The organism is Streptomyces minutiscleroticus (genome assembly GCF_014650875.1).
Classification (GTDB): domain Bacteria; phylum Actinomycetota; class Actinomycetes; order Streptomycetales; family Streptomycetaceae; genus Streptomyces; species Streptomyces minutiscleroticus.
Genome location: NZ_BMVU01000051.1, coordinates 16,902 through 38,046, shown reverse-complemented (window position 1 = coordinate 38,046; position 21,145 = coordinate 16,902). Strand labels below are relative to the sequence as shown.

Annotated in this window: 15 protein-coding genes and 4 tRNA genes; 9 read left to right on the top strand and 10 right to left on the bottom strand. The window is 71.8% G+C overall.

Annotated features, from left to right (window positions below; all coding sequences use genetic code 11):
• Positions 1–126 precede the first annotated feature (126 nt).
• From IE271_RS32580 to IE271_RS32570, 3 genes are all read right to left on the bottom strand, one after another.
• Positions 127–2,361: a DEAD/DEAH box helicase gene (locus tag IE271_RS32580; RefSeq protein WP_190194091.1), complete on the bottom strand. Its 2,235-nt coding sequence runs from the start codon at positions 2,359–2,361 to the stop codon at positions 127–129.
• 426 nt (positions 2,362–2,787) lie between these two features.
• Entirely contained in the window at positions 2,788–3,321 is a 534-nt protein-coding gene (locus tag IE271_RS32575; RefSeq protein ID WP_190194090.1) for a hypothetical protein, read from the bottom strand.
• Between the two features lie 174 nt (positions 3,322–3,495).
• The gene (locus tag IE271_RS32570; RefSeq protein ID WP_190194089.1) at positions 3,496–3,846 is read right to left on the bottom strand and encodes a metallopeptidase family protein; all 351 of its coding nucleotides are present in this window, start codon (positions 3,844–3,846) and stop codon (positions 3,496–3,498) included.
• Between the two features lie 268 nt (positions 3,847–4,114).
• On the opposite strand from IE271_RS32570, the gene IE271_RS32565 reads away from it, so the two are divergent.
• From IE271_RS32565 to IE271_RS32550, 4 genes are all read left to right on the top strand, one after another.
• Positions 4,115–5,626 carry a metallophosphoesterase family protein gene (locus tag IE271_RS32565; RefSeq protein ID WP_190194088.1) on the top strand — a complete coding sequence of 504 codons (1,512 nt, stop codon included), beginning with the start codon at positions 4,115–4,117 and terminating at the stop codon, positions 5,624–5,626.
• Between the two features lie 203 nt (positions 5,627–5,829).
• A tRNA-Glu gene (locus IE271_RS32560) sits at positions 5,830–5,902 on the top strand.
• A 39-nt stretch (positions 5,903–5,941) separates the two neighbouring features.
• A tRNA-Asp gene (locus tag IE271_RS32555) sits at positions 5,942–6,016 on the top strand.
• A 24-nt stretch (positions 6,017–6,040) separates the two neighbouring features.
• Positions 6,041–6,117 (top strand) — tRNA-Phe (locus IE271_RS32550).
• 73 nt (positions 6,118–6,190) lie between these two features.
• Here IE271_RS32550 and IE271_RS32545 read toward each other — a convergent pair.
• Positions 6,191–7,162, bottom strand: coding sequence for an ABC transporter permease (locus IE271_RS32545; protein WP_229919697.1), 972 nt, complete (start codon positions 7,160–7,162; stop codon positions 6,191–6,193).
• 726 nt (positions 7,163–7,888) lie between these two features.
• Between IE271_RS32545 and hrpA the strand changes: the two genes are divergently transcribed.
• The 3 genes from hrpA to IE271_RS32530 all read left to right on the top strand — a co-directional run bounded on the left by hrpA (position 7,889) and on the right by IE271_RS32530 (position 12,432).
• Positions 7,889–11,863 (top strand): ATP-dependent RNA helicase HrpA, encoded by a 3,975-nt coding sequence (gene hrpA, locus IE271_RS32540; protein WP_190194087.1) that lies wholly within the window; start codon positions 7,889–7,891, stop codon positions 11,861–11,863.
• A 125-nt stretch (positions 11,864–11,988) separates the two neighbouring features.
• Positions 11,989–12,063, top strand: a tRNA-Asp gene (locus IE271_RS32535).
• A gap of 177 nt (positions 12,064–12,240) precedes the next feature.
• Positions 12,241–12,432, top strand: a complete 192-nt coding sequence (locus IE271_RS32530) for a DUF6274 family protein (RefSeq protein WP_190194086.1) — start codon at positions 12,241–12,243, stop codon at positions 12,430–12,432.
• Between the two features lie 537 nt (positions 12,433–12,969).
• Here IE271_RS32530 and bldC read toward each other — a convergent pair.
• Positions 12,970–13,176 carry a developmental transcriptional regulator BldC gene (bldC, locus tag IE271_RS32525; protein WP_003949541.1) on the bottom strand — a complete coding sequence of 69 codons (207 nt, stop codon included), beginning with the start codon at positions 13,174–13,176 and terminating at the stop codon, positions 12,970–12,972.
• A gap of 532 nt (positions 13,177–13,708) precedes the next feature.
• Positions 13,709–14,560 (bottom strand): DUF8083 family protein, encoded by an 852-nt coding sequence (locus IE271_RS32520; RefSeq protein ID WP_190194085.1) that lies wholly within the window; start codon positions 14,558–14,560, stop codon positions 13,709–13,711.
• Between the two features lie 232 nt (positions 14,561–14,792).
• Here IE271_RS32520 and IE271_RS32515 point away from each other — a divergent pair, with 232 nt between their 5' ends.
• Positions 14,793–15,887 carry a Leu/Phe/Val dehydrogenase gene (locus IE271_RS32515; protein ID WP_190194084.1) on the top strand — a complete coding sequence of 365 codons (1,095 nt, stop codon included), beginning with the start codon at positions 14,793–14,795 and terminating at the stop codon, positions 15,885–15,887.
• 289 nt (positions 15,888–16,176) lie between these two features.
• Positions 16,177–16,428: a DUF3073 domain-containing protein gene (locus IE271_RS32510; protein WP_190194083.1), complete on the top strand. Its 252-nt coding sequence runs from the start codon at positions 16,177–16,179 to the stop codon at positions 16,426–16,428.
• 99 nt (positions 16,429–16,527) lie between these two features.
• Here the strand turns inward: IE271_RS32510 and purM are convergent, their stop codons facing one another.
• The 4 genes from purM to IE271_RS32490 all read right to left on the bottom strand — a co-directional run bounded on the left by purM (position 16,528) and on the right by IE271_RS32490 (position 20,990).
• Complete coding sequence (gene purM, locus IE271_RS32505) at positions 16,528–17,595, bottom strand: phosphoribosylformylglycinamidine cyclo-ligase (protein ID WP_190194082.1); 1,068 nt, start codon at positions 17,593–17,595, stop codon at positions 16,528–16,530.
• A 46-nt stretch (positions 17,596–17,641) separates the two neighbouring features.
• A complete protein-coding gene (gene purF / locus IE271_RS32500; protein ID WP_190194081.1) occupies positions 17,642–19,177 on the bottom strand; it encodes an amidophosphoribosyltransferase in 1,536 nt (511 codons plus the stop codon).
• 60 nt (positions 19,178–19,237) lie between these two features.
• Positions 19,238–20,035, bottom strand: a complete 798-nt coding sequence (locus IE271_RS32495) for an META domain-containing protein (protein WP_190194080.1) — start codon at positions 20,033–20,035, stop codon at positions 19,238–19,240.
• 157 nt (positions 20,036–20,192) lie between these two features.
• A complete protein-coding gene (locus IE271_RS32490; RefSeq protein WP_190194079.1) occupies positions 20,193–20,990 on the bottom strand; it encodes a maleylpyruvate isomerase family mycothiol-dependent enzyme in 798 nt (265 codons plus the stop codon).
• Positions 20,991–21,145: the final 155 nt, after the last annotated feature.

Sequence of the window (21,145 nt, the reverse complement as noted above, 5' to 3'; positions counted from 1 at the left end):
TCAGTGCCCCGGCGACTCGTCGGAGCCGTCGCCGGCACCGGGACCGGCGGGGCGGGAACGCCGGAGGGCCCGGACGATCGGATCGTCCGGGCCCTCCGGGTGCGGCCTTACCGGGTGCGGTCCCGGTCAGCCGTTGCGCTTCCAGCGCGGCTTGTCCTCGCGGCGGCCGAAGGAGGACGAACCGCGGTGGTCGTCACGACGGCCGTACGGGCGGTCGTGGTTGCCGGAGCGGTAGCCGCCCGAGGGGCGGTCGCCCTGGCGGTCGCGGTTGAACGGGCGGTCGTTGCCGCGGTGGCCGCCCCGGTCGTCCCGGCGGTCGAAGCCGCGGGAGCCGCGGTCGTCCCGGCGGAAGCCGCCACGGTCGCTGTCACGGCGCTCGAAACCACGGTCACGGTCCCGGTTGAAGCCGCCACGGTCGCCGTCACGGCGGTCGTCCCGGCGGAAGCCGCCACGGTCGCTGTCACGGCGCTCGAAGCCACGGTCACGGTCGCGGTTGAAACCGCCGCGGTCGCCGTCACGGCGGTCGTCGCGACGGAAGCCGCGGTCACCCCGGTCGTTGTCACGACGGTCGTTGTCACGACGGTCGTCCCGGCGGAAGCCGCCTCGGTCGTCGCGGCGCTCGAAGCCACGGCCGCCACGGTCGCCGTCGCGGCGGTCGTCCCGGCGGAAGCCGCCACGGTCGTTGTCACGGCGCTCGAAGCCACGGTCACGGTCGCGGTTGAAGCCGCCGCGGTCGCCGTCACGGCGGTCGTCGCGACGGAAGCCGCGGTCACCCCGGTCGTTGTCACGACGGTCGCGGCGCTCGTACGAGCCCTGGCCCCGCTCCTCGCGCTCCGGCGCCGTGCCCGCGGTGTCCCGCTCGCCCGGCTGCTCCGGCAGCGAGACGGCCGCTGCCTCGGCGGCGGCCTCCACGACGGCGGCGGCCTCGGCCAGCGCGGCCTCCGGGTCATCGCCCCGCTCGCGGGCGGCCCGCGCGATCAGCCGGTCGGCCTCCTCGCGCAGCTCCGCCGCACGCCGCTGCGCGCGCTCCAGCTGCTTGGTGAGCTGGGCGACCTCGCGCTCGGCCTGCTGGGCGGCGTTGCCCGCGGACTCGGCCTGGACCTCGGTCATCGACCGGGCGCCGGTGATCTCGGCGACCTCGGGGTCGAAGGCGGCGCCGCCCTGGATGATGTGGCGCGTGGCGTCGACGCCCGCGTCCTCCATCAGCCGGAAGATCTGCCGGCGCTGGTGCGGCAGGGACAGCGAGACGACGGTGCCGGACCGGCCCGCGCGGGCCGTGCGGCCGGAGCGGTGCAGGTAGTCCTTGTGGTCGCCGGCCGGGTCCACGTTCAGCACCAGGTCGATGCCGTCGACGTGGATGCCGCGCGCGGCGACGTCGGTCGCGACGAGGACGTTGACGTACCCGTCCTTGAAGTCGGCCAGGGTCCGCGTGCGCGCGCCCTGCGTCATGCCGCCGTGCAGCGCGTCCGCCTTCACGCCCGCGTCGCGCAGCTGCTCGGCGACGCGGTCGGCGCCCAGCTGGGTGCGGACGAAGATGATCGTGCGGCCCTTGCGGGAGGCGATCGCGGCGGTGACCGGCGCCTTGTCCTTGGGCTTCACGATGAGGATGTGGTGCGACATGGTCGTCACGGCGCCCTGGGCGGCGTCGACCTCGTGCGAGACCGGGTCGTTCAGGTAGCGCTCGACGAGCGTCGCGATCTCGTTCTCCATGGTCGCGGAGAAGAGCATCCGCTGGCCGCCGGCCGGGACCTGGTCGAGCAGCTCGGTGACCTCGGGCAGGAAGCCCAGGTCCGACATCTGGTCGGCCTCGTCGAGGACGGCGATCTGGACGTTCTCCAGCGAGCAGGCGCCGCGGTTGATGATGTCGCGCAGCCGGCCCGGGGTGGCGACGAGGACGTCGACGCCGCGCTCCAGGGCGTAGATCTGGTTGCCCATCGACGTACCGCCGCAGACGACCTTCATCCGCAGGCCCAGGACGTCGCCGTACGGCTGGAGGGCGTCCGCGACCTGCATCGCGAGTTCGCGGGTCGGGGTGAGGATGACGGCGCGGGGCTTCTTCTTCTCGGTGTGGCCGCCGGCCAGCGAGGCCAGGGTCGGCAGACCGAAGGAGAGCGTCTTGCCGGAGCCGGTGCGGCCGCGGCCGAGGATGTCCTTGCCGGCCAGGGCGTCCGGGATGGTCGCGGCCTGGATCGGGAAGGGGGTGGTCACGCCGTTCTGCGCGAGCTTGCGCACGACGCCCTCGGGGAGGCCGAGGTCGGCGAAGGTGGTCTCGGGGGCCTCGGGAGCCGCGGCGGCGGTCTCGACGGCCTCGTCCCCGCTGTTCTCGGGCACGACGACGTGATCAGTACTGGAAATGGACATGCGAATGCGAAACCTTCCGGAGTCTCGTCGGCACGCGCCCGTCAACTCCGTGTTCTCGCGATTCGACCGCCTCTATGCAGTCAGCCACGGCAAAGGAGAGTACGCGCCACACGGCGCGCTCTGCGGTGGCGCCGGGCAAATGGGATCAAACGATCTACTACCATACGCACCCTCTGCCCAGGAAGGCAAACCGGCCGCGGACCCGCAGGTCACAGGCGCTCCGCGAGCGGTTCGCGGATCCGTCCGCGACGCTGCCCGGGAGTGGTGCGTGGTTCTTCCAACAGGCCCTGCGCCGGTTCCATTCCCGTCCGTCCGGTTCCGTTCGCGGGGCCGGACGCGAACGGCTCCGGTCCGCGCCCGCAGCCGCAACCATAGCCGCAGCCAGCGCCGCGGCGGCGCCGGTCGCGGCCGTGGCGGTGTCCGGCGCTACGCCGGCGCCCCCGCCCGCGGCGCCGGTTCGCGGCGCTGCGCCAGCTGGGGCGTCGTCTCCTCGTGCGCCGAGGAGGACGGCTCCGCGACCGTCGGGTCCGGGGACGGCGACGGCGACTCCCCCGCCGACGTGGACGACGGCGCCGTACGGGTGGGGGCGGGCCGCGGCCCCGCGGTGGAGGGCCTCTCCGACGGACCGGCACCGCCGTCGCCGCCGTCGCCGCGGTCCGGCCCCGCCGGCCGTGAGGCGGACGCGGAGGGGTCCTTCCCGGCCCTCGGCGACGAGGCCGGCCCGGGCGCGGACACGCCGTCCTGCGCGGTGGCCCGCTTGCCGTCGCTCGTCCCGCGGTACCCGGGCCCGCCGCCGGTCACCGCCGAACCGCCGTCCGGCACCGCACCGCCCCGCTGCCCGGCGGGGTGCGCCGGCCGGGCCCCGCCCCCCTCGTCGTTCCCCACGCTCACGCAGCCGGAGGCCGCGGCGACGGCCAGGGCCGCGGCGGCCAGACGGACGGGTACGTACACGGGACGCACGGGCGGCCACCTCCGGGGGCGGTGCACAGGAGTGCACGGAAGAGGGAAAGGGATGCGGAGAGCTGACTCCCCCTCTCCCAACTCCCGCCGCCCGCGCGAGGACACGCCGCCGGCCCGCCCGCGCCGGGCGCGTTCGTCCTCGGCCGGGCGCGTCCGCCCGCGACCGGGGCGCGCTCAGCCGTAGCCGAGCGCGTGCAGCCGTTCGTCGTCGATGCCGAAGTGGTGGGCGATCTCGTGGACGACGGTCACCTCGGTCTCCGCCACCACGTCCTCCCGCGTCTCGCACATCCGCAGGGTCGGACCCCGGTAGACGGTGATCCGGTCCGGCAGGACGCCCGCGTACCACTCGCCGCGGTCCGTCAGCGGGGTCCCCTCGTAGAGCCCGAGCAGCTCGGGGTCGTCCGCCGGCGGCTCGTCCTCGACGAACACCGCCACGTTGTCCATCAGCCGTGTCAGCTCCGGCGGGATCCGGTCGAGCGCCTCGGCGACCAGTTCCTCGAACTCCTCGCGCGTCATCTCCAGCACGCAGCCATTGTCGGGCACGGCGTCCCGGGCACGGCGCCGGGAACCGCCCCGCCCCGCACGCTCCCTCCGGGAGTCCCCCGTCCGCCGCGCCGCCCCGCCGTACGCCGTCCGGGTGCCCTCCGGATTCCGGGCGTCCGGCCCACCGCCCGCCCCCGTACGCCCCTCGTGCCCACCCGCGCCCCGAAACCGCACGTCGGCGCGGTGTCCACGCCACCGGACCGGGAGGCGCGTCCGCATATCCGTCCGCGCGCTTGGGCATACGGGACCAATGGTCCGCGTCCTCGCAGCCCTCCCGCACCGCGCACGCCATGCCTCGCGCGCCCTCCTGCGCCACTACCGCGGGCGCCGGGCCCGCCCCACCGTCCAGCTCGTCCACCAGCCGCACCCCTACGCCCGCGCCCTCGGCCTCGTGGCCGTCGTGCTGCTCGGCGCCTGGCTGGGCCTGCTGGTCGTGGGCAACGTCCGCGTGCCGGTCGGCCCCATGGACACCACCATGACGCTGCGCCCGTCCCTGGCGGGCGGTACGAAGATCAACGTCTCGCCGCTGGGCGCGCTGGAGCTCGACAGCCACCACGCGCCCATCCGGCTGGACGTCGACGTCGACCGGCTGGACCCGGCCCGCTCCCAGGCGCTGGTCGACCACCCCGAGCGCATCTCCGGCCTGCAGGACGAGGTCACCCGCGACGTCGAGCGCGGCGCGCTGGACGTCGCCCTGCGCTCCTGCGCGGCCGTCGTCGTCGGCGCGTCCGCGCTCGGCCTCGCGGTCTACCGCAGGCCGCGCCGCGCCCTGGCCGCCGGGGGCCTCGCCCTCACCCTGCTCACCGTCTCCGGCGCCACGGCCTTCGCCACCTGGAACGCGAACTCCGTCCTGGAGCCGAAGTTCTCCGGCCTGCTGTCCTCGGCGCCCTCCGTCGTCGGCAACGCCCGCAGCATCGTCAGCGAGTTCGACGTCTACCAGAAGGAGCTGGCCCGCCTGGTGACGAACGTGACCAAGCTCTACGACGTCACGTCCACCCTCCCCGCCTACCGGCCGGACCCCTCCACGATCCGCGTCCTGCACGTCTCCGACATCCACCTGAACCCGGCGAGCTGGAAGATCATCGCCTCGCTCGTGGAGCAGTACGACATCGACGTGATCGTCGACTCCGGCGACACCATGGACCACGGCAGCGCGGCCGAGAACGGCTTCCTGGACCCGATCGCCGACCTCGGCGCCCCGTACGTGTGGGTGCGCGGCAACCACGACTCGAAGACCACCCAGCGCTACCTGGCGCGCATGAAGAACGTGCACGTCCTGGACGAGGGGCGGGCCGTGTCGGTCGCGGGCCTGCGCTTCGCGGGCACCGGCGACCCCCAGTACACGCCGGACCGCTCGGCGAAGCCGGGCGGCGACGCCTCGGAGGAGCTGGCGGGGGTCCGCCTGGCCTCGGCGCTGCGCGACCAGAAGGCGGCCGGCACGCCGGTCGACATCGCCGTCGCGCACAACCCGACGGCGGCCCGCCAGACGGACGGCGAGGTCCCGCTGGTCCTGGCCGGGCACATCCACCACGAGGAGACGGAGATCCTGAAGTACGGCACCCGGCTGCGCGTCGAGGGCTCGACGGGCGGCAGCGGGCTGCGCGCGGTCGAGGGCAAGCACCCCGACCCGGTGCAGGCCTCGGTCCTCTACCTGGACCGGGACACCCGCCGGCTGCAGGCCTGGGACGAGATCGAACTGGGCGGTCTGGGCCTGACGACGGCCGAGGTCAGCCGGCATCTGCCGAAGGAGAACCAGCCCTGAGCCGCCTCCGTATCCGGTTTGGTCCGCGTCCTGGCCACGTAGTACAGTCTGTTCGTGCCCAAGGGCACCGGTCAGGGCTTGACCGTCTTGAGCTTCCGTCGAAGCGAGAGAGAAGCTTCATCTCATCGAGGTGAAGCGGAGTCACATGCTTCTCACGTCCCCTGCGGGAACGCGAAGACGAAGCAGAGCGGTACAGGCTGTTCGCCCTCATCGTCTAGCGGCCTAGGACGCCGCCCTTTCAAGGCGGTAGCACGGGTTCGAATCCCGTTGGGGGCACGCAAGATCGTGTGCGACACTGTTCACACACAACAGCTTGGTCCTGTGGAGCAGTTTGGAGTGCTCGCCACCCTGTCAAGGTGGAGGCCGCGGGTTCAAATCCCGTCAGGACCGCTGAGACCCCTCACCGGGTCTCGTGGCTGGGTAGCTCAGTTGGTACGAGCGTCCGCCTGAAAAGCGGAAGGTCGCCGGTTCGACCCCGGCCCCAGCCACCAGTGCAGGCCCCGTCCTCGGACGGGGCCTGCGGCGTTCCCGGCACCGGTCCGGCACCGGAATGCGCCTCCCCGGTCAGACCGGTGCCGCGTGCAGCGGCTGCGTCCCGCGGCCGCCCGGGTGACGGTGGCGCCAGAACCAGAAGGCCGCGCACGACACCAGGGCCCAGCAGGCGAGCACCAGGAAGGGCTCGGCGTGCTGGTGGCCCTGGAAGTAGACCGCCGTGTGCTGGGCGTTGACCGAGGCTCCGGGCGGCAGGTACTGGCCGATCCGGCCGATCACCGTGGGCAGCAGCGGCCAGGCGACCGCGCCGCCGGAGGCGGGGTTGCCGAGGAGCACCAGCAGGCCCCAGGTCGGGATCATCGCCCAGCGGTGGAAGAACGTGTTGAACATCGTGAAGACCATGCCGCAGCTGAACATCGTCAGCGCGAGGATCAGCCAGGACTCCACGAACGGCAGGTCGATCGCGCCCAGCCACCAGTCCACGACCGCCGCGATCACGAACCCGCCCAGCAGGGAGTACACGATCGTGAACGCGATCCGCTCGGCCGGGTCGAGGCCGCGCGCGTGCACGCTCAGCTGGATCGCCCCGACGAAGCCGATGATCACGGCGGCGAGCGAGATGTAGAAGATCGTCAGTCCGCGCGGGTCGCCGCTCTGCAGGGGGTGCCGGTCCTGGACCGCCACGGGGACGCCGGTCGCCTTGCTCACCGGGGCCGCCGCCGAGGTGAAGACCTGGGCGACGGTGTACCCGGAGGCGCTGGAGATGTCCAGGTCGACGCGGTCCCCGCCGTCGCGGACGTCCAGCACCGCGAAGATCTGCTGCTCGTCGAGGGCGTGCCGGGCCGCCTCCCGGGAGCCGTAGGGCCTCAGGTCCAGCTCCGCGCCCAGCGCCTTCTCCATCGCGCCGACGAACTCCTTGCCGCGCGCCTCGTCGTACTGCCCGGTCACGCCGGTCGGCATGTGGTGCGGGGTCGGGCTGGCCATGGCGTACGTGTACGAGGCCGCGAAGAGCCCCGCCGCCACGGCCAGGATGAACACCAGCACCGTCGCCGGGAAGAACGGCGACTTCTTGAAGCCGGTCCAGCGGTCGGACCAGGTCGGCGGCCGTCCGTGCTCCCCGTGCGGCGCATGCGCCGCACGGGGCCGCGCTCCTCCGCCCCCCGCAGCGCTTCCGGCCGCCTTCGCCCCGCCGGCCGGCGTCGCTCCTCCGGCCGGCCTCGCCCCCTCAGACGTCGTCGCCCCTTCGGGCGTCCCGGTCCCTCCCGCCGCTGTCACCCCGTCGGACGCCTCTGGTCCCCCGGACCCCTGCGGCCTCCCGGTCACCGGCAGCCCCTCGGAGCCCGCCGGGCCTCCGGCCTCCGCCGGCCTTTCGGACATCGCGGGTCCTCCGGCCTCCGTCTCCCCCCCAGGTGTCGTCGCCCCCGCCGGCCCTTCGGGCATCGCGGGTCCTCCGCCCGTCCCTGCTCCCTCGGCCCCCGTCGGCCCGCCGGCCGGCGTCCGTCCCGCGGGCGGCACCGTCCCTCCGGCCGACGCCGCCCCCTCGGGCGTCGGCAGCCCCCCGGACGTCTCCGGCGTCGGTCCTGCGGACTGTTGCGGCTCTTCGGGCGTCTGCGACATAAGAGCACGCTAAAACACGCATACGTCCGTTACATCCCGGATCGACGTCGTACGTACGCGGTCACCCCGGATCGGGGCATACCGAGCACCGCATCGGGCCCGGTCCAAAACCGTTCGCCCCTTCTTTCCGCGAGGTGAGATCCTGGAACGCGTATGTCTACGCATCCTGCCCCCGCCCTGGGCGCTCTCGCTCCGCGTCTCGCCGAGTTGTCCCTGCGTGACGCCCATCGCCTCGGCCGCCGGCTCGAGGGAGCACGAAAGATCCGCAAGCCCGAGGCCCGGGCCGCCGTCCTCGCCGAGATCGAGGCCGAGGTCGCGCGCGCCGAGGAGCGGATGGCCGAGCGGCGCGGCCGCCTGCCCGAAATCACGTACCCCGAGCAGCTGCCCGTCAGCCAGAAGAAGGACGAGATCGCCGCGGCCATCCGCGACCACCAGGTCGTGATCGTGGCCGGTGAGACCGGTTCCGGGAAGACGACGCAGATCCCGAAGATCTGCCTGGAGCTGGGGCGCGGCGTGCGCGGCATGATCGGGCACACCCAGCCCCGCCGCATCGCCGCCCGCACGGTCGCCGAGCGCGTCGCCGACGAGCTGGACACCCCGCTGGGCGAGGCCGTCGGCTGGAAGGTCCGCTTCACCGACCAGGTCGGCCAGGACACCTTCGTCAAGCTGATGACGGACGGCATCCTGCTCGCCGAGATCCAGACGGACCGCGAGCTGCGCGCGTACGACACGATCATCATCGACGAGGCGCACGAGCGGTCGCTGAACATCGACTTCCTGCTGGGCTACCTGGCCCAGCTGCTGCCGAAGCGCCCGGACCTGAAGGTCGTCGTCACGTCGGCCACCATCGACCCCGAGCGGTTCTCGCGGCACTTCGGCGACGCCCCGATCATCGAGGTCAGCGGCCGTACGTACCCCGTGGAGGTGCGGTACCGGCCGCTCCTCGAGGAGGACTCCGAGGACACCGACCGGGACCAGATCACCGCGATCACCGACGCCGTCGAGGAGCTGATGGCCGAGGGCAAGGGCGACATCCTCGTCTTCCTCTCCGGCGAGCGGGAGATCCGCGACACCGCGGACGCGCTGAACAAGAAGAACTACCGGTTCACCGAGGTGCTGCCGCTGTACGCGCGGCTGTCGCACGCCGAGCAGCACCGCGTCTTCCAGCCGCACACGGGTCGCCGCATCGTGCTGGCCACGAACGTCGCCGAGACCTCGCTGACCGTCCCGGGCATCAAGTACGTCATCGACCCGGGCACCGCGCGCATCTCCCGCTACAGCCACCGCACCAAGGTGCAGCGGCTGCCGATCGAGCCGATCTCGCAGGCCAGCGCCAACCAGCGCAAGGGACGCTGCGGCCGCACCAGCGACGGCATCTGCATCCGGCTCTACAGCGAGGAGGACTTCCTCGCCCGGCCGGAGTTCACGGACGCGGAGATCCTCCGGACGAACCTGGCCTCCGTCATCCTGCAGATGACCGCGGCCGGCCTCGGCGACATCGAGAAGTTCCCCTTCATCGACCCGCCGGACCACCGCAACATCCGCGACGGCGTGCAGCTCCTCCATGAGCTGAACGCCCTCGACCCGGCGGAGAAGGACGTCCGCAAGCGGCTCACGCCGACCGGCCGCAAGCTGGCGCAGCTGCCCGTGGACCCGCGTCTGGCCCGCATGGTCCTGGAGGCGGACAAGAACGGCTGCGTGCGCGAGGTCATGGTGATCGCGGCCGCGCTGTCCATCCAGGACCCGCGCGAGCGGCCCGCCGACAAGCAGGCGCAGGCGGACCAGCAGCACGCCCGCTTCAAGGACGAGAGCAGCGACTTCCTCGCCTTCCTGAACCTGTGGCGGTACATCCGCGAGCAGCAGAAGGAGCGCGGCTCGTCCTCGTTCCGCCGCATGTGCAAACAGGAGTACCTGAACTTCCTGCGCATCCGCGAGTGGCAGGACATCTACGCCCAGCTGCGCACGGTGGCCAAGCAGATGGGCATCCAGCCGAACGAGGAGGACGCGCCCGACCAGAGCGTCCACGTCTCCCTGCTGGCCGGTCTGCTCTCGCACGTCGGCATGAAGGACGTGAAGGAGTCCAAGGACCAGGGCGCGGGCGCGCGCAAGGACGGCGGCCGCAACGAGTACCTGGGGGCGCGGAACGCCAAGTTCGCGATCTTCCCCGGTTCGGCGCTGTTCAGGAAGCCGCCGCGGTTCGTGATGTCCGCCGAGCTGGTGGAGACCTCCCGCCTGTGGGCCCGCGTCAACGCGAGGATCGAGCCGGAGTGGGTGGAGCCGCTGGCCGGCCACCTGCTCAAGCGCACCTACAGCGAGCCGCACTGGGAGAAGGACCAGGCGGCGGTGGTGGCGTACGAGAAGGTCACGCTGTACGGCGTGCCGATCGTGGCGCAGCGCAAGGTGAACTACGGGCGCGTCGACCCGGAGGTCTCCCGCGAGCTGTTCATCCGCAACGCCCTCGTCGAGGGCGACTGGCGCACGCACCACAAGTTCTTCGCCGACAACCGCAGGCTGCTCACCGAGGTGGAGGAGCTGGAGCACCGGGCGCGGCGCCGGGACATCCTCGTCGACGACGAGACGCTGTTCGACTTCTACGACCAGCGGGTGCCCGAGCACGTCGTGTCCGGCGCGCACTTCGACTCCTGGTGGAAGCACAAGCACCGCGAGGAGCCCGAACTGCTCGACTTCGAGCGGTCGATGCTCATCAACGAGCGCGCGGGCGACGTCAGCAAGGACGACTACCCGGACTCCTGGCGCCAGGGCCGGCTGAAGTTCCGGGTGACCTACCAGTTCGAGCCGGGCGCGGACGCGGACGGCGTCACGGTCCACATCCCGCTCCAGGTGCTGAACCAGGTGACGGAGGAGGGCTTCGACTGGCAGATCCCGGGCCTGCGCGAGGAGGTCGTCACGGAGCTGATCCGCTCCCTGCCGAAGCCGATCCGGCGCAACTACGTGCCCGCGCCGAACTTCGCGAAGCGGTTCCTGGAGGGCACGGCGCCCTCGCAGGAGCCGCTGACCGCCGCCATGGCGCGGGAACTGAAGCGGATGGTGGGCGTGCCGTTCACCGCCGACGACTTCGACTGGTCCAAGGTCCCCGACCACCTGAAGATCACCTTCCGGATCGTCGACGAGCGGCGCCGCAAGCTCGCCGAGGACAAGGACCTCCAGGCGCTGAAGCTCCGGCTCAAGCCCAGGGCGCGCAAGGCCATCTCGCAGGCCGCGGCGGCCACCGCCGAGCGCACGGGCGGGGAGTCGCTGGAGCGCACGGGCCTGACGGACTGGACGATCGGCGCGCTCACCCGCGTCTTCGAGACGCGGCGGGCGGGCCAGCCGGTCAAGGCCTTCCCGGCGCTGGTGGACGACGGCGACACCGTCTCCGTACGGCTCTTCGACACCGAGGCCGAGCAGCAGCAGGCGATGTGGAAGGGCACCCGCCGGCTGATCCTGCGCAACATCCCGGTGAACCCGGCCAAGTTCGCGTCCGAGAAGCTGACGAACGCCCAGAAGCTGGCGCTGTCGGCGAATCCGCACGGGTCGATCCAGGCGCTGTTCGACGACTGCGCCATGGCGGCGGCGGACAAGCTGATCGCCGACTTCGGCGGCCCGGCGTGGGACGAGGAGTCGTACCGCAAGCTGTACGACAAGGTGCGCGCGGAGATCGTCGACACGACCGTGCGCACGGTCGGGCAGGTGCAGCAGGTCCTGGCCGCCTGGCAGGCCTGTGAGCGCCGCCTGAAGGCCGTCCGCAGCCCCGCCCTGCTGGCGAACCTGACGGACGTGCGCACGCAGCTGGACGCCCTGGTGAGGCCGGGCTTCGTCACCGAGGCCGGACTGGGCCGGCTGCCGCACCTGATGCGCTACCTCGTCGCCGCGGACCGCCGGCTGCAGCAGATGCCGACGGCCGTGCAGCGCGACACCACGCGCATGGAGAAGGTCCACGAGATGCAGGACGAGTACGCCTGGCTCCTGGAGCGACTGCCGCAGGGGCGGCCGGTGCCCCAGCAGGTGCTGGACATCCGCTGGATGATCGAGGAGCTGCGCGTCAGCTACTTCGCGCACGCGCTGGGGACGGCGTACCCCGTCTCCGACAAACGCATCGTGAAGGCGATCGACGCGGCAGCACCGTGACGGACCGTGCACGGAGGGTGAGTTCGACCACCGGGCCCACCCTCCTGTACAGTCCTTCTCGCAGCGCACCGCACGGTTCGCGCCGCGAAACCTCGCCGGTCTCCCGGAGACCGAGAGGTGCTCCAGGTCCTGTGGAGCAGTTTGGAGTGCTCGCCACCCTGTCAAGGTGGAGGCCGCGGGTTCAAATCCCGTCAGGACCGCAGTGATCAGAAGGCCCGCTTCCGTTTCGGAAGCGGGCCTTCCGCATGTTCGCGCGGAACCTTCCACGCGTCCGCGCGCGCGAACGGCGGCCGGGCCCGTCGGCGCCCGTTCCCTTGACGGCGTCACATTCCGCCGGTACCTCAATAAAAAGGGTGATGACCCCGCGGAGGTGGCGTATGACGACGTCCGGCAGGCACGAGACGCGCGCTCTGCTCCGCGCCCACTTGTCGGCCGCCTCCGGCGGGTACCGCCACCTGACGCGCCGCTGCCCCGTCTGTCACCGCCTTCTGCGGCTGGCCATGGAGTCCGCGCACGACGCCGAGGGCGCCGGCGGTGCCTCCGCCGACGAGATCCCCTCCGAGGTCTGAACGCTCCCTCCAGGGACCGGCAACGCGGCTCGCAAGCCCCCCGGAACGCCCCTGCGGGCCCTCTGCGGCCCCTCTGCGGCCCCTCTGCGGCCCCTCTGCGGATCTTCCGTCCGGGCGTACCCCCGCCGCCCGTGAACCCGCCCTCCGCTGCCGTACGTCGCGATCACGGCACTCTCGACTGTGTGACGGGAGTCACCGCATAAGTTTTCAGAGGTGCGGTACTTACGCACGACCTACAACGGGTCAATTTAATATGTGCAATTGCACTACTCCCGGAGGCCTTCCACAGGAGATCCGACAGACCTCCCCCGACTCCGACAAGGCCGCACACGGACGACCCGTAGGCCCCTCGTGGCGGGCACAAAAAAGATCGCGCTGGACCCGGCGGAGTCCAGCGCGATCTACGACGCACCCTGATCAGTCGTGCAAGTGGAGTGGGCGTGGGTCCTGTTGGGGCAGGCCCCGCGTCGCTTGGAGCTGTGGTGCGGGCGTTCCGGCCGGGTTGGGGGCCTGCCGAAATGCCCTGATATGCGGTTGTCAGGCCTCGCTGCGCTGCTGGGGGATGCCCGCGAGCAGAGCGCGGACCTCCGCCTCGCGGTAGCGGCGGTGCCCGCCGAGCGTACGGATCGACGTGAGCTTGCCGGCCTTCGCCCACCGCGTGACCGTCTTCGGGTCGACGCGGAACATCGTGGCGACCTCAGCCGGGGTCAGCAGCGGCTCGGCATCAGGGGTGCGAGCGGTCATGAGCGGCCTCCTCGGGAGAACCGAACCTTCTCGGTTCTTTCCTCTAAATTCTGCACCTTGACCCGCGTTGCCCGAAATGGCGGACGCGAGTCGAGTCGGTTATAGGACGAACGGCTTGTCCTCGGCACTACAACTACACCATCTGTCCAGCCGCGTCGGCCAAACCGATGGAATTGCCCTCCCAGGTGTTCATCAGCGACGGAAGCCGATGGACCATGCCATAGCGGACAGTCACGCCACTGTGACGATCAGTCACAGGACGATCAGGAGTCACCAGACCCCCCATAGCGTGCAATGCGGAGATTCCACTCATAAGAGAGCGGATGGAGTCCTCCCCGGACTCCTTGTCCTATTTTGGCATGAGGGGGGGCGTAAGACGCAAGACGCTTGTCACGTGCAGTCCGTCACGCTTGCGTACATAGGACCGGATCGGGACCTACGTCCCATCGGGTCACCGACGCCCGCTCCAGGAACTGTAAGCGTGCCGTGAACCTCTGGCCTCAGAAAGGGGACAGGGGAATCTTACGCCCCGTCAGTTCGCGGAGCGTCGCTCGCGCACCGAGCGCCACCGCTCCACCAGGCGCGCGTACGCCCGCGCGGCGCCCTCGCCGTCCCCGGTGCGCAGCGCCTCGATCCCCTCGGCCACGTCGGCCGCCGAGTGGTCGCCGTCGAGCTGGCCCGGCGGCAGGACGTGCACCAGGCCGCCGTAGTCGAGCTCCACCAGCGAGCGGGGGTGGAACTCCTCCAGCCAGCGGCCCACGTCCACCAGGCCGTCGATCAGCGGCCCCTCGTCGACCGTGTCCCTGAGGGTGCGCAGGCCCCGCGCCACGCGCCGCCGCGCCTGCACCATCGGCGTCCGGTAGCGCAGCACGGGCGGCTCGCCGTCCGGGGTCCCCGCCCCCTTGTCGTACGTGCGCTCCTCGTCGGAGACCAGGACGAACCAGGTCAGCGGGACCTGCCAGGTCGAGGTGCGGATCCAGGGGCGGGCGTCGGGGTTGCGGGCCGCCCAGCGCTCGTGGTCCCGCGTCGCCTGGTGGCGCACGACCGGCGGCAGGACGGCGTCCAGGACGGACGCCGGCAGCTCCTCGGCGAGCTCGCCGAGCGCCTGCCAGCCGCGCAGCCGGGTGCGCCAGGGGCACACGCACAGCACGCCGTCCACGTCGACGACGAAGGCGTCGCCGCTCTCGTGCACCGGCACCGGGACCGGCGGGGTGGGCAGCAAGTCGGCCAGGGAGCGCCGCAGTTCGTCCTGGTACGTGGGCAGGTCGGAGCGTTCGGCGTAGCGGGCCCAGTGGCCGCGCTCCGGCTCGGGGAAGGCGGCCAGCGGTTCGTACACGCGGAGGTAGGAGGCGTAGGGGACGATCACCGAGGACACCTGGGGCACGCTTGCTCCCTCCCCCGCGGGCCTGGCGGAAAACCCATGGAATCCGCACACGAACGGGCCGGAAAACCCTGCAAATCGTCGCACGGGACACTGTGACCGTACTCCGCGAGGGGGTGATCCTGACCACTGCGCGGATGGCGGATGCGCCCAGGCCCTACTCTCGTGCCCACGGAGGCCCGCCACCCGCACGGGCACCGTTTCCATCGCCGCTACTCGACCGGGAGTCACCACCGTGACCGACGCAAACGACGGCGTCCTGCACACCCTGTTCCGCTCGGACCAGGGCGGCCACGAGCAGGTCGTGCTCTGCCAGGACCGCGCCACCGGCCTCAAGGCCGTCATCGCCCTCCACTCCACCGCCCTGGGCCCCGCCCTGGGCGGTACGCGCTTCTACCCGTACGCGAGCGACGAGGAGGCCGTCGCCGACGCGCTGAACCTCGCGCGCGGGATGTCGTACAAGAACGCCATGGCCGGGCTCGACCACGGCGGCGGGAAGGCGGTGATCATCGGTGACCCGCAGCGCGACAAGACCGAGGAGCTGCTGCTGGCGTACGGGCGCGCCGTGGCCTCGCTCGGCGGGCGGTACGTGACCGCGTGCGACGTCGGCACGTACGTGGCGGACATGGACGTCGTCGCGCGCGAGTGCCGCTGGACGACCGGCCGTTCGCCCGAGAACGGCGGCGCCGGCGACTCCTCGGTGCTCACCGCGTTCGGCGTCTTCCAGGGGATGCGGGCCTCGGCGCGGCACCTGTGGGGCGAGCCGTCGCTGCGCGGCCGGACGGTCGGCGTCGCGGGCGTCGGCAAGGTCGGCCACCACCTGGTGGAGCACCTGCTGGAGGACGGCGCCGAGGTCGTGATCACGGACGTGCGGCAGGACGCGGTGGCGCGGATCACCGAGCGGCACCCGTCCGTACGGGCCGTCGCCGACACGGAGAAGCTGATCCGGCTCGAAGGGCTCGACGTCTACGCGCCCTGCGCGCTCGGCGGCGCGCTGAACGACGACACCGTTCCCGTGCTCACCGCGCGGGCGGTCTGCGGTGCCGCCAACAACCAGCTGGCGCACCCCGGTGTCGAGAAGGACCTCGCGGACCGCGGAATCCTCTACGCACCGGACTACGTGGTGAACGCGGGCGGCGTGATCCAGGTCGCCGACGAGCTGCACGGCTTCGACTTCGAGCGGTGCCGCGCGAAGGCCGCGAAGATCTTCGACACCACGCTTTCGATCTTCGCACGTGCGAATGAGGACGGGATTCCGCCCGCCGCCGCGGCCGACCGGATCGCCGAGCAGCGGATGGCCGACGCGATCGCGGCCGGCGCCGGACGCTGACCTTCCGCCTCCGTCGGGTACCCGTCGGCGGGCCGGTTGGAGAGAACTCTCACTTCCGTCGGCGGGTCGTTCCCCGATAAGTGGTTAAAATCGCCGGTGACCAGCGAGGAAAGGGCGCCTCGCGGGACCCGCGCACACGCCCGTCCTGCGGGCGACGTACCGTATGGGCGCGGGCTCAGGTACCGTGGAAGCCCTACGGACCGGTCTCTCCACGGAGAGCCCGTTCCAGATCATGAACGCGTGTCAAGACTCTGGGGCCGTCGAGCCCCGTCACCGAGGGGGTCGAGCCATGGGGCGCGGCCGGGCCAAGGCCAAGCAGACAAAGGTCGCCCGCCAGCTGAAGTACAACAGCGGTGGGACTGACCTGTCGCGTCTGGCCCATGAACTGGGCGCATCGACTTCGAACCAGCCGCCGAACAGCGAGCCGTTCGAAGACGACGAAGACGACGACCCGTACGCGCGGTACGCGGATCTGTACAACGACGACGACGAGGACGAGGACGACGAGTCCGGTCCGTCGTCGCAACGCCGCGGCGCTTGACGCAGCTGCACCCTTCGCAGTTCACGCGGTTCCCGTAGCAACTGCACTTCACCCGGTCCGGGGCCTTGGCGCCGGACCGGGTTTCGTGCTGCCGTCGCATCAGGCCGCGTAGTCGCCGATCAGCGCCGCGCCGGTGGTGTGCTCGCCGCGGTCGGTGATCTCACCGGCGACCCAGGCCTCCACGCCGCGGTCGGCGAGGACGGCGAGCGCGGCGTCCGCCGACTCGCCCGGGACGACCGCGATCATGCCGACGCCCATGTTCAGCGTCTTCTCCAGCTCCAGGCGCTCGACGTCGCCGGTGCGGCCGACGAGGTCGAAGACCGGGGCCGGGGTCCACGTGGAGCGGTCGACGACCGCGTGCAGCCCGTCCGGGATCACCCGGGCGAGGTTGGCCGCGAGGCCGCCGCCCGTGACGTGGCTGTAGGCGTGCACCTCGGTGGTGCGGGCCAGGGCCAGGCAGTCCAGCGAGTAGATCCGGGTGGGCTCGAGGAGCTCCTCGCCGAGCGTGCGGCCGAACTCCTCGACCTGCCGGTCCAGGCTCAGGCCGGCCCTGTCGAAGAGGACGTGCCGCACCAGTGAGTACCCGTTCGAGTGAAGTCCCGAGGACGCCATGGCGATCACGGCGTCACCGTTGCGAATGCGATCCGAGCCCAGCAGGCGGTCCGCCTCGACCACACCGGTGCCGGCCCCCGCGACGTCGAAGTCGTCCGGGCCGAGCAGGCCGGGGTGCTCGGCGGTCTCGCCGCCCACCAGGGCGCAGCCGGCCAGGACGCAGCCCTCGGCGATGCCCTTGACGATGGCGGCGACGCGCTCGGGGTGGACCTTGCCGACGCAGATGTAGTCGGTCATGAACAGCGGCTCGGCGCCGCACACCACGATGTCGTCCATGACCATCGCGACGAGGTCGTGGCCGATGGTGTCGTACACGCCGAGCTGCCGGGCGAGGTCGACCTTGGTGCCGACGCCGTCGGTGGCGGACGCCAGCAGGGGGCGCTCGTAGCGCTTGAGGGCTGAGGCGTCGAAGAGGCCGGCGAAGCCGCCGAGGCCGCCGAGGACCTCGGGGCGCTGCGTCTTCTTCACCCACTCCTTCATGAGCTCCACCGCGCGGTCGCCCGCCTCGATGTCGACGCCGGCAGCCGCGTAGCTGGCACCTGTGGTCTCAGTCATGACTGTTGAGAACTTTCGTGTCGTACAGCTGTAGTGCTGCGGGGTCCTACGGGCGGCGGATCGCGTCGGCCGCGGCGGTGGCCGCGGGACCCGCGGCCAGCTCGGTCTCCAGGAGCTGCTTGCCCAGCAGCTCCGGGTCGGGGAGCTCCACCGGGTACTCGCCGTCGAAGCAGGCCCGGCAGAGGTTCGGCTTGGCGATGGTGGTCGCCTCGATCATGCCGTCGATGGAGATGTACGACAGGGAGTCGGCGCCCAGCGAGGTGCCGATCTCCTCGATCGTCATGCCGTTGGCGATCAGCTCGGCGCGGGTGGCGAAGTCGATGCCGAAGAAGCAGGGCCACTTCACCGGGGGCGAGGAGATCCGGATGTGGACCTCGGCGGCGCCCGCCTCGCGCAACATGCGGACCAGGGCGCGCTGGGTGTTGCCGCGGACGATCGAGTCGTCGACGACGACCAGCCGCTTGCCCTTGATGACTTCCTTGAGCGGGTTCAGCTTCAGGCGGATGCCGAGCTGGCGGATCGTCTGCGAGGGCTGGATGAAGGTCCGGCCCACGTACGCGTTCTTCACCAGGCCGGCGCCGAACGGGATGCCGGAGGCCTCCGCGTAGCCGATCGCGGCGGGCGTGCCGGACTCCGGGGTCGCTATGACCAGGTCCGCCTCGGCGGGCGCCTCCTTGGCCAGGCGGCGGCCCATCTCGACCCGGCTGAGGTACACGTTCCGGCCGGCGATGTCCGTGTCGGGGCGGGCCAGGTAGACGTACTCGAAGACGCAGCCCTTGGGGTTCGCCTCCGCGAACTTGAAGGAGCGCAGGCCGTTCTCGTCGACGGCGACGAACTCGCCCGGCTCGATCTCGCGGACGAAGCTGGCGCCGCAGATGTCGAGCGCGGCGGTCTCGGAGGCGACGACCCAGCCGCGCTCCAGGCGGCCGAGGACCAGCGGGCGGATGCCCTGCGGGTCGCGCGCCGCGTACAGGGTGTGCTCGTTCATGAAGACGAGGCTGAAGGCGCCCTTGACCTTCGGCAGGACGCGGGCGGCCGCCTCCTCGATGGTCAGCGGCGTGCCGTCGGCCTCGCCGCTGTCCGTCTGGCCGGCCAGGAGGGCCGTGACCAGGTCGGTGTCGTTGGTGGCCGCGACCTGGGTGGAGCGGCCGTTCTGCTTGGGGAGGTCCGCGACCATCTCGGCGAGCTCGGCCGTGTTGACCAGGTTGCCGTTGTGGCCGAGCGCGATCGAGCCGTGCGCGGTGGCGCGGAACGTCGGCTGGGCGTTCTCCCACACGGAGGCCCCGGTGGTCGAGTAGCGGGCGTGTCCGACCGCGATGTGACCCTGCAGGGAGCCGAGCGAGGTCTCGTCGAAGACCTGGGAGACGAGGCCCATGTCCTTGAAGACGAGGATCTGGGAGCCGTTGCTGACCGCGATTCCCGCGGATTCCTGACCCCGATGCTGGAGGGCGTAGAGCCCGAAGTACGTGAGCTTTGCGACCTCTTCACCCGGGGCCCAGACCCCGAAGACGCCACAAGCGTCCTGAGGGCCCTTCTCGCCGGGGAGAAGATCATGACTGAGTCGACCGTCACCACGTGGCACGCCACCGAGTGTAGGCGAGATCGACCACTGGTCCGAATTGGGGATGGCTCACATCTGTCGTCACTCCTTCGCCACAGCACTGAAGCTTTTGCCGTTTTCGCTGGTCAGAGTGAGGGTGCGGTGATCCACCTCATACGAGACGGTGCCGTCGAAGAGCTCCAGGAGGGCTTTCTCGGTCTCCATGAGTGACTCTGAGCACATCTTCCGGGTGGTGGTCGGGGTCCCCAGGGTGATAGTGCCGTCGCCGACCGTGGCCTTGGCGGAGACGCGGTTGCAGCCGAGGCTCCCGGCGACCGTGCCGTCCTTCCCGTCGAAGGTCAGGTACGCCTTTCCGGCCGCCTCGCGCGGCAGGGAGCGGGCCCCCTTGCCGGAGCCGAGCGACTCGACCACCCAGGTCGTGCCGAGCAGGGGAGCGGATTCCTCCGCGCTGAGGTCCACCTTGTCGCCTCCGTCGGTGGTGAGCGTCAGTTCCCCGTCGTTCCTCGCGTCGGCCCTCAGCGGGCCCGCGGCCAGCGTGCGGGAGAGGACCCGCTCGAACCCCATGGGCTCCTTCTCGCACGCCATCCGGGTCGCCTTCGCCTGTCCGAGGTCGACGCGGTCGCCCTCGACGGCGGCCTTCGCGGAGAACGTGTTGCAACCGTAGTTCCCCCGCACCCCGCCGTCCTCGCCGAAGCGGACCGTGGCCCCGGCGGGGGCCCGGTGCGTGGTGCCGTCGACGGTGACGCTGTCCACCTTCCACTGGACGCCGGTCAGCCGCGGCCGCGTGCCGGCCGGGCCGCTGTCGGCCGGCTCGCTCCCGCAGGCCGCCGCCAACGGGAGGACGATCAGGGCGATGAGGGTGAGACGTTGCCTGTACATGCCGCTTCGACGGAACGACCGGCGTGATCGGTTCCCTTTCCCCCGCACAGGACGCGAAGTCCTCCCCGGCACACCGGCGTGAGCTGCGCATACGTGCTCCTCGCGGACCCCGGCGCGTCAGGGGAGCCGGGCCTCGGCACCTTCAGGCCCTCGGGCCTCAGCGCATCAGGGGCAGCAGGCCGCTCAGGTCGGCGCGTTCGCCGCTCGCGCCGACCTGGGCACCGGCCACGGCCTCCGCCCACTCCGTACGCCCCGTCGCCAGCCGGACCCAGGTCAGCGGGTCGGTCTCCACGACGTTCGGCGGGGTGCCGCGGGTGTGGCGCGGACCCTCCACGCACTGCACCACGGCGTACGGCGGAACGCGGACCTCCGTGGAGGCGCCGGGCGCCTTCACCGCGAGCGCGTCGGCGAGCAGCCGGGTGGCGGCGGCGAGGGCCTGGCGGTCGTACGGCACGTCGAGGCCGGGCACGGCGGCGTTCAGGTCGTCGGTGTGGACGACGAGTTCGACGGTGCGGGTGACCAGGTAGTCGGCGAGCGACAGGGCGCCCGCGCCGGTGGGGAGCAGCCGGCCGCCGAGATGCGTGTCGAGGTGCGCGGTGAACTCGCGTTCGGCGTCGGCGAGGTAGGCGTCGAGGTCGGGGTGCTGTTCGGCCCGCAGGCGGGCGGCGCCGGCGATGGCGGGGGCCTCGTCGGCGATCGCGAACGGCCACGCGGCGAGCAGCCCGTCGCGCTTCACGGGCTCGGGCTCGCCGAGCAGCCGGCCCACCACCGCGAACACCATGCCGAAGTGCGCGACGAGTTCGCGCACGGTCCAGTCGCCCAGGCGGGTGGGCAGCGCGAGTTGCTCGTCCGTGAGGTCGCGGACGGCCGCCCGCACGTGCCCGAACTGGGTCAGCACGGCGGTACGGGTCTTGACGGGATCGTAGGTGCGGGCACGCTTCTTGGCCGGTGACATGGCGGTGAGCGTAGTTCCTGCGCGGGGCGGGGCGGCGGGGCACGGCCCGGACGCGACGGTCGCGGCGGAGGAGCCGCGGATCTCGCCGGCCGCGGCGTGGTGGACGCCGTTCGCCCGGCCGGGTTCCCTCGGCGGGGCCCGCGCCCACAGCGCTT